The 8,032-nt window shown below is 64.7% G+C and carries 9 protein-coding genes; 6 read left to right on the plus strand and 3 right to left on the minus strand.

Annotated features, from left to right (window positions below; all coding sequences use genetic code 11):
- Positions 1-67 precede the first annotated feature (67 nt).
- The 6 genes from RMQ73_RS08865 (at position 68) to RMQ73_RS08890 (ending at position 5,025) form a co-directional block, all read left to right on the plus strand.
- Positions 68-961: a cold-shock protein gene (locus RMQ73_RS08865; RefSeq protein ID WP_310497793.1), complete on the plus strand. Its 894-nt coding sequence runs from the start codon at positions 68-70 to the stop codon at positions 959-961.
- Positions 962-1,155: 194 nt separating this feature from the next.
- Positions 1,156-1,434: a hypothetical protein gene (locus tag RMQ73_RS08870; protein WP_310497795.1), complete on the plus strand. Its 279-nt coding sequence runs from the start codon at positions 1,156-1,158 to the stop codon at positions 1,432-1,434.
- Positions 1,435-1,489: 55 nt separating this feature from the next.
- Positions 1,490-3,013: an AMP-binding protein gene (locus RMQ73_RS08875; protein ID WP_310497796.1), complete on the plus strand. Its 1,524-nt coding sequence runs from the start codon at positions 1,490-1,492 to the stop codon at positions 3,011-3,013.
- 66 nt (positions 3,014-3,079) lie between these two features.
- Positions 3,080-3,448, plus strand: a complete 369-nt coding sequence (locus RMQ73_RS08880) for a hypothetical protein (RefSeq protein ID WP_310497797.1) — start codon at positions 3,080-3,082, stop codon at positions 3,446-3,448.
- A 234-nt stretch (positions 3,449-3,682) separates the two neighbouring features.
- Positions 3,683-4,393, plus strand: coding sequence for a CoA transferase subunit A (locus RMQ73_RS08885; RefSeq protein WP_310497798.1), 711 nt, complete (start codon positions 3,683-3,685; stop codon positions 4,391-4,393).
- Positions 4,393-5,025, plus strand: a complete 633-nt coding sequence (locus RMQ73_RS08890; protein WP_409049855.1) for a 3-oxoacid CoA-transferase subunit B — start codon at positions 4,393-4,395, stop codon at positions 5,023-5,025. Before RMQ73_RS08885 ends, RMQ73_RS08890 begins: the two co-directional genes overlap by 1 nt.
- 52 nt (positions 5,026-5,077) lie before the next feature.
- Here the strand turns inward: RMQ73_RS08890 and RMQ73_RS08895 are convergent, their stop codons facing one another.
- From RMQ73_RS08895 to RMQ73_RS08905, 3 genes are all read right to left on the minus strand, one after another.
- Complete coding sequence (locus RMQ73_RS08895) at positions 5,078-5,683, minus strand: outer membrane beta-barrel protein (protein ID WP_310497800.1); 606 nt, start codon at positions 5,681-5,683, stop codon at positions 5,078-5,080.
- 228 nt (positions 5,684-5,911) lie between these two features.
- Entirely contained in the window at positions 5,912-6,955 is a 1,044-nt protein-coding gene (locus RMQ73_RS08900; protein WP_310497801.1) for an aspartate-semialdehyde dehydrogenase, read from the minus strand.
- Positions 6,956-7,015: 60 nt separating this feature from the next.
- A partial coding sequence (locus RMQ73_RS08905; protein WP_310497802.1) for a cation:dicarboxylate symporter family transporter occupies positions 7,016-8,032 on the minus strand: 1,017 nt, incomplete at its 5' end.

Here is an 8,032-nt window from a genome sequence, read left to right on the forward strand (position 1 = left end):
TGAGGTTCACCGCATCGCCGCCGACGGGCACCAACTTGTACTGACTTATGGAAGACTTGGACAGAAAATGAGCTTTGATCGACGCGGACGTGGTGCCGGGCGTGGTGGTGGTTTCGACAAGCGCGAACGTGGTTTCGACCAGTTCGAAGGCGGCGGCTTCGGTGGCGGCTTTGCAGCCGGCGGCGGCGACCGTTTCGGCGGCGGCGGTGATCGCTTCGGCGGCGGCGGCGGCGGCGACCGTTTCGGCGGCGGCGGCGGTGATCGCTTCGGCGGCGGCGGTGGTCGTGGCGGCGGCGGCGGTGGCGGCGGCTTCGGCGGCGGCGGCGGCGGTGGCCGCTTCGGCGGCGGCGGCGGTGGAGGCGGCGGCTTCGGCGGCCCGCGCCGTGATGCCAGCCCCGGCATTGCCATTGGCACTGCCAAGGGCGTCGTCAAATTCTTCAACGCGCAAAAGGGCTTCGGCTTTGTCGTGCGCGATGACGGCGGCGAAGACGTTTTCATCCACATCTCCGCTGTCGAAGGCGCCGGCCTGACCGGCCTGGCCGATGGCCAGCCGCTCGAATTCACCCTGACGGAACGCAACGGCCGCGTGTCTGCCACCGATATCCGTATCGATGGCGAACCGATGGCTGTCGAAGACCGTCCGGCACGTGAACCGCGCGAATCACGTGACTTCGGCGATCGTCCGGCCCGTGCCCCTGCTGGCGCCGCTGCTGGTGGTTTCCGTGATCGCCCGACCCCGGTCACCAATGGCGAACGCGTTGACGGCACCGTCAAGTTCTTCAACGGCCAGAAGGGCTTCGGCTTCATCCAGCGTGAAGACGGTGGTCCCGATGCCTTTGTGCACATTTCGGCCGTGGAACGTGCCGGTCTCTCGAACCTGTCGGAAGGCCAGCGCGTCTCCTTCGAGCTCGAAGAAGATCGTCGCGGCAAGCAGGCTGCGGTCAACATCTCGCCGCTGTAAAGCTGCCGGATGACATGAAAACGGGCGGCGGCACGCTGGTGCCGCCGCCTTTTTTCTGTCTGGTGACGCTCTTTTTTCGTTCTGGCGCATAAGGGCCGGGCGCATGGGGACTGGCGGACGCTGCAAAAAATCGGCAACAATGCCAGCGCCGGTGGCAACAATGCCGCTGACACACGTGACCAGGAGCCGCTCAGATGCCCACGCACAACGTCATCCCGATCCTGATGACCCTTTTCACCATGATCACCATTGCCGGCATATTGGTGCCGCTGGTCAAATATTTGCCTGGGTTCATCGAAAAGCGTCGCACGCGCGAGATCGATCAGATGACCAAGTCCGCCGCCGCACTGGCCGTTGCCATCGCCCGCCATGACGGCAACTCCAGCCACGGCGCCCGCCTGATGGCCAATTATCGCTCGCACGCCGATGCCTTGGCCAAACTTGGCCAGCCAGTGCCGCCGCTGGTCGCCTGACCCCTGTCATTCCCGCAGGCTGGACAGGTGCCGCGCGCCCGTCCAACTTGCGCCGATGACCAACACAGCCCCCGAGACAGCGACGCCGCCGTTTGATCTGCCCGCCGCCATTGCCGACCATGCGGCGCGGCGCCCCGACGATACGGCGGTCATCGCCGGCGGCAAATCCATCAACTGGCGCGATTTTCACGCCCGGATGGGCAAACTGGCCGGCACATTGGCCGACAATGGCGTGAAACCGGGCGATAGCGTCGCCGCCATCGCGGCCTCCAGCATCGAATATGCCTTGCTCTGGGCTGCTGTGCTGCATTTGCGGGCCTGCATGGCCCCGATGGCGCCGTCGTCCACCCCCGACCAGATCGCCGCGATGGTCGCCGATTCCGGCGCGCGGCTGGTGTTCGTCGATGCTGCGAACCGCGCGGAATTCGGCGCCGTGCTGGCTGGCCATACCCTTGTCGATCTGGATGCGCTGGGCGGTTTCATCGACCCGACTGCACCGGTCCCCCGCCTCGGCCCGATCGATCCGCAGGCGCCGTTCAACATCATCTATTCCAGCGGCACCACCGGCACGCCCAAGGGCATCGTGCAAAGCGTCGCCATGCGCACCCTGCACATCACCGGCGCCAAGGCATTCGGCTATGGCCCCGGTTGCGTGACGCTGCTGTCGACGCCGCTGTACAGCAACACGACGCTGGTATCGTTCCTGCCGACGCTGGCCTGGGGCGGCACATCGGTGCTGATGCCCAAATTCCACGCCGGCGAATGGCTGGCCTTGGCGCAGATGCACGGCGCCACCCACACCATGCTGGTGCCGGTGCAGTATCGCCGCCTGTTGGCCGATCCCGCCTTTGACGATACCGACCTGTCGGCGATGCAGATGAAATTCTGCACGTCCGCGCCGTTTTCGGCCGAACTCAAGGCGCAAGTGCTGGCGCGCATGCCCGGCGGGCTGATCGAGTTTTTCGGCATGACCGAAGGCGGCGTGTCGTTCATGCTTTCGGCGCATCTGCATCCAGACAAATTGCACACCGTCGGCCGGCCCAACCCCGGGCACGGTGTGCGCATCATCGACGAGGACGGCCATGACGTGGCCCCCGGCACCCCCGGCGAGATTGTCGGCCAGTCGCCGGCCACGATGAACGGATACAGGAACCGCCCCGACCTGACCGCCAAGGCCTATTGGACGGCGCCAGATGGCAGCATGTGGCTGCGCACCGGCGATATCGGCCGGCTGGACGAGGACGGCTTCCTGACGCTGATGGACCGCGCCAAGGACATGGTGATTTCCGGCGGCTTCAACATCTACCCCTCCGATATCGAGGCGGTGTTGCTGGCGTTGCCGCACGTGGTCGAAGCCGCCGTGGTCGGCGTGCCGTCCGACCAATGGGGCGAAACCCCGGTGGCGTTCGTGGTGGCACCAGGCGCCGATGCCGACGCCTTGCGCGCCGCGTGCAACGCCGCGGTCGGCAAGACACAGCGCCTCGCCGCGCTCATCCTGCTGGACGAGCTGCCGCGCAGCCATATCGGCAAGGTGCTGAAACGCGAATTGCGCGATGGGTTCACCGGCAAGGTTGCCTGAGGCCTGCCTCTTGCGCCGGCGCGCGGGTTGGCGCAGCATCGGGCTTCTTCGGGGGGAGAACCAGCAATGAACAGCCGGATCGTGGCGCGCGAGACTTTGATCGGCGCGGGCCTGCAAATCGCAATGGTGGTGGCGGGGCATTATGTGCCGGCGATCCGCGACGCCTTTGCCATCGGCGGCATGGGCATTTCGGCGCTGGTCGGCTGGCGAGCGGCCCGCGCTGAACCAGGCAGTGCTGAACCGGGCAGTGCTGAACCGGGCAGTGCAAGGTTGGCAGCGGCGGGCGGCGGCACTGCCGGCGGGTTGTGCGCCTTTATCGGCATTGCGGTGTCGGTCGCGCTTGGCGATGTGCCGGCGTCGTTGCTGGCGGTTGGCACGGCGAGCAGCGTGGTGACCGGCGCCATCGGCGGACTGATCGGCCGGCGCCGGGCCTGAGACCGACGACGAGCGCGGGCGCCTCTGGGTCCGGAAGATACGGCCCTGTCCTACACCGCGATGAACCGTTACACTGCGGCCCGGCAGCAATGTCGGTTACTGCGGCGTTGGCGCGGGAAACAGCAGGAAACACGCGCAAAAGCTGGTGAAACCGTCAACTTCGTCAACTTCCAACCCTGACTGGCGAGGGCGGCGCAATCTGGCTATTGCGGGGCTGCAAAAAAAGGAGCCGCCATGGCGAACAAGCTTTACCCCGATGCCGCCGCCGCGCTGGATGGCGTGCTGTTCGACGGCATGACCATCATGTCGGGCGGTTTCGGCCTGTGCGGCATCCCCGAAAAGCTGATTGCCGCCATCCGCGCCAGCGGCGTAAAGGGCCTGACCGTCATTTCCAACAATGCCGGTGTCGATGGCTTCGGGCTGGGGCAATTGCTGGAAACCCGGCAGATCGCCCGGATGATCTCCAGCTATGTCGGCGAGAACAAGGAATTCGAACGGCAATATCTGTCCGGCGAATTGCAACTGGAATTCAACCCGCAGGGCACGCTGGCGGAACGCATCCGGGCCGGCGGCGCGGGAATCCCCGGCTTTTACACCAAGACCGGCGTCGGCACGCTGGTGGCGGACGGCAAGGAAGTGAAGCTGTTCGGCGGCGAGGAATACATCCTCGAAACCGGGTTGGTCGCCGATGTGTCGATCATCAAGGCGTGGAAGGCCGACCCGTACGGCAATCTCGTGTTCCGCAAGACCGCGCGCAATTTCAACCCGATGATGGCAACTGCCGGCAAGATCACGCTGGTGGAGGTCGAGGAACTGGTCGAGGCAGGCGCGCTCGACCCCGACAGCATCCACACGCCGGGCGTCTATGTGCAGCGCATGTTCGTCGGCCATGATTATGAAAAGCGCATCGAGCAACGCACGGTTCGCCAGAAGGAGACACTGTGATGTGGACGCGTGACCAGCAGGCGGCGCGCGCCGCGCAGGAGTTGCAGGACGGGTTTTACGTCAACCTCGGCATCGGCATGCCGACGCTGGTGGCCAACCATATCGCGCCGGGTATCGACATCACGCTGCAAAGCGAAAACGGCATGTTGGGCATGGGGCCGTTTCCCACTGAGGACGAGGTGGACGCCGACCTGATCAACGCCGGCAAACAGACCATCACCGAGCTGCGCCGCACCAGCTATTTCAGCAGCGCCGACAGCTTTGCCATGATTCGCGGCGGCCATATCGACCTGAGCATCCTGGGCGCCATGGAAGTGGCGCAGAACGGCGATCTGGCAAACTGGATGATCCCCGGCAAGATGGTCAAGGGCATGGGCGGCGCCATGGACCTGGTCGCCGGCGTCAAGCGCATCATCGTGTTGATGGAACACAATGCCAGGGACGGCGGCACCAAGTTCAAGGCCGCTTGCACGCTGCCGCTGACCGGCAAGGGCGTTGTCGACATGGTGATTTCCGAAATCGCCGTGCTGGCCCGGCCGGCCAAGGGCGCGCCGTTCAAGCTGATCGAACTGGCGCCCGGCGTCGATCTGGAGACGCTGCGCGCCCGCACCGAGGGGCATTTCGAAACATGAAAAAGGGGCGGTGCCTTGCGGTACCGCCCCCATATCAGTCCTGATCTTGCGATCAGAAGCGCAGGTTGACGCCAGCCGTCACCGCATGGCGGCTATAATCAAGGCGCGAGCCGGCGCCGATCGCGGCAGACAGGTCGTCGGCACCGAAATCGGAGTAGTTATACTCCAGGCGGGCCGAGACATTCTGGGCGAGATAGCGCTCGTAACCGGCGCCGACGGTGAAGCCGTTGCGGTTTTCCGAGACGCGGGTGGTGGCGTTTTCGATCGTGTAGCGGGCATTGGCATAGCCGCCGCGTGCATAGATCAGGCTCTGGTCATCGGGCATGAAGCCGAGACGCGCCGTGGCATTGAAGGTGCGGCCCTGCTTGAGGTCGAAGGTGTCGAAATCGGTACGGCCACTGCGCCCGGTCAGCGAAACTTCGCCGCCAAGAACCGCACTGCCGCCGAGACGGATGTCATAGCCGACCTGGCCGCCATAGGAGAGGCCGCTGCCGGAATTGGTGGCCGACGATGACGGGGTGGTGACGGTCAGGGTCTGGCGGTCCTGCTGCCAGCCGGCCTGCGCACCGATGTATGGGCCGTTGAAATTGCTGCCGGCGTCCTGCGCCAGCACGGGGGCCGCCACGAGGGCGAGACCGAGAATTGCGAATTTGATCATTGGGGGGAACTCCTTGAACACTCCGGGTTTTGCTACCGCGGCAACGGGGAGATAGGCGTTCCGACCCTTTCTTCAGGATGAACAGCGGCGTAATTATCGAACAATCCACCGAAATATTCGACAAGATGGCGGCATTGGGAACACAGTGTGGCACAAATCGGGCCATGGCCATTCCAACTGTGTCCGCAGCTTGAACCCCCCATGAACCGATGCATGAACCGATATGTGTCAGCCGGCCTTCTTCAGATGGCGCCGCCCGAGCAATTCGGCGATCTGCACGGCATTGAGCGCGGCGCCCTTGCGCAGATTGTCCGACACGCACCACAGCGCCAGGCCGTGCGGCACGGTGGGGTCCTTGCGCACCCGGCTGATATAGGTGGCAAATTCGCCGACACATTCGACCGGCGTGATGTAGCCGCCATCCTCGCGCTTGTCATACAGCATGACGCCGGGGGCTTCCCGCAGGATGGCCTGGGCTTCCTTCACCGAAATCGGCCGTTCGAATTCGATGTTGATGGCTTCGCTATGTCCGACGAACACCGGGACGCGCACACAGGTCGCGGTCACCTGGATATCGGGCGACAGGATCTTGTGCGTCTCCTGCGCCATCTTCAGCTCTTCCTTGGTATAGCCGTCATAGCCCGTGTCGCCGCCGACAAAGACATCGATGTGCGGAATGACGTTGAAGGCGATCTGCTTGGTGAATTTGCGCGGCGTGGCGCTGTCGCCGACAAAGATGTTGCGGGATTGTTCGAACAGCTCGTCCATGCCGTCCTTGCCGGCGCCCGACACCGATTGATAGGTGCTGACGACGACGCGCTTGATCGTGGCGGCATCGTGCAGCGGCTTGAGGGCCACGACCATCTGCGCCGTCGAGCAATTGGGGTTGGCGATGATGTTCCGCTTTTTATACCGGTCGATGGCGTCGGGGTTCACTTCGGGCACGATCAGCGGCACGTCCGGGTCCATGCGGAACAGCGAGCTGTTGTCGATGACGACACAGCCCGCAGCGGCGGCGCGCGGGGCGTGGATCTTGGCCGGGCCGGAGCCGGCGGCAAACAGCGCAATGTCCCAGCCGGTGAAATCGAAATTCTCGATGTTCTGGACCTTGAGCTCCTTGCCGGTGTCGCCGAATTCCACCTTGGTGCCGGTCGAGCGCGATGACGCGACGGCTGCGACCTCGGCGAGCGGAAATTCCCGCTCGGCCAGAATGTTCATCATTTCCCGTCCGACATTGCCTGTGGCACCGACGACGACGACCTTGTAGCCCATGGGTTCACTCCTGTTCGCCGGGCTAGTTAACGCGTGGCGCCAAGGAGTCCAGCCATCACGCTATTTCGTGGGCTTCCCCAAAATCGTCGTCACGGCCAGATCGGCAGTGACATTGCCCAAAGTGCGGAAAATGTCCGGCACCAGCTCGACGGCGAGCAGTACGGGCAGCACGGCGATCGGCACGCCCATGGCATTGGCGATGGGCACGCAGGCGGCCAGAAATGTGATCGATCCGGGCAGGCCGCCCGTTGAGACAGCCGCAACCAGCGCCGCGAGCAATGCGCCCAGGAACGCCAGAGTGCTGTGCTCCATCCCGTACAAATGCCCGCAATAGAGCACGACCGCGATGTTGGCGCAGGGGCTGGTGATGCGGAAAATACTCACCGCCAGCGGCAACACGACACGCGATGTGGCCTCGGGGACGCCCAGTCGTTCCGCCCCGTCGAAAATCGCCGGCAGCGAGGCAATGCTGCTCTGGGTGGACACCGCCACCGCCTGTGCCGGCAGCGCGGCGCGGGCAAAGGCCAGCGGACTGACTCGGCCGAAAACCATCGCCAGCGGATAGACCAGCAGGATCAGCCCGACCTGCACCGCCACCAGCACGGCGATATAATGGCCCAGCAGGCCAAAGGCGCCCAGGCCCGCCTTGATGCCGACGCTGACTGCCAGCGCAAACACGCCGACGGGCGCTGCGACAAAAATCCAGCCGACCAGCACCAGCATGGCGTCCTTGACCGCATCGAACAGGGCGACCAGCCGGTCATGGCGTTCCTTGTCCAGCCGGGCGGCGGCCAGCGCAAAGACGGAGATGAACGTCACCACCGGCAGCATGTCGCCCTTGGCCAGCGCGTCGAAGATGTTGGCCGGCACGAGGCTGAGCAGCCATTTGCCGATGTCCAGCGTGACAGCGGCCTGATTGGCATTGGCGCCCGCCAGCAAGGCGGCGCTGTCGGCAACGATGGCAGCAGCGGCCGCCGCCGGCGCCGGCCACCACTCCAGCAGGATCGGCACGAACAACATCGCCCACAGCGCGCGGAACACCAGCAGGCAGAAAAAATCCCGCAACCCCCGCGCCGC

The organism is Sandarakinorhabdus sp. (assembly GCF_031430775.1).
Taxonomy (GTDB): Bacteria; Pseudomonadota; Alphaproteobacteria; order Sphingomonadales; family Sphingomonadaceae; genus Sandarakinorhabdus.

Excerpts from the sequence above, each read along its gene's own strand:
- RMQ73_RS08885 (WP_310497798.1), top strand. The coding sequence starts at position 3,683 with ATGGCGAACAAGCTTTACCCCGATGCCGCCGCCGCGCTGGATGGCGTG.
- RMQ73_RS08890 (WP_409049855.1), top strand. The coding sequence starts at position 4,393 with ATGTGGACGCGTGACCAGCAGGCGGCGCGCGCCGCGCAGGAGTTGCAG.
- RMQ73_RS08875 (WP_310497796.1), top strand. The coding sequence starts at position 1,490 with ATGACCAACACAGCCCCCGAGACAGCGACGCCGCCGTTTGATCTGCCC.
- RMQ73_RS08900 (WP_310497801.1), bottom strand. The coding sequence starts at position 6,955 with ATGGGCTACAAGGTCGTCGTCGTCGGTGCCACAGGCAATGTCGGACGG.
- RMQ73_RS08895 (WP_310497800.1), bottom strand. The coding sequence starts at position 5,683 with ATGATCAAATTCGCAATTCTCGGTCTCGCCCTCGTGGCGGCCCCCGTG.
- RMQ73_RS08865 (WP_310497793.1), top strand. The coding sequence starts at position 68 with ATGAGCTTTGATCGACGCGGACGTGGTGCCGGGCGTGGTGGTGGTTTC.
- RMQ73_RS08880 (WP_310497797.1), top strand. The coding sequence starts at position 3,080 with ATGAACAGCCGGATCGTGGCGCGCGAGACTTTGATCGGCGCGGGCCTG.
- RMQ73_RS08870 (WP_310497795.1), top strand. The coding sequence starts at position 1,156 with ATGCCCACGCACAACGTCATCCCGATCCTGATGACCCTTTTCACCATG.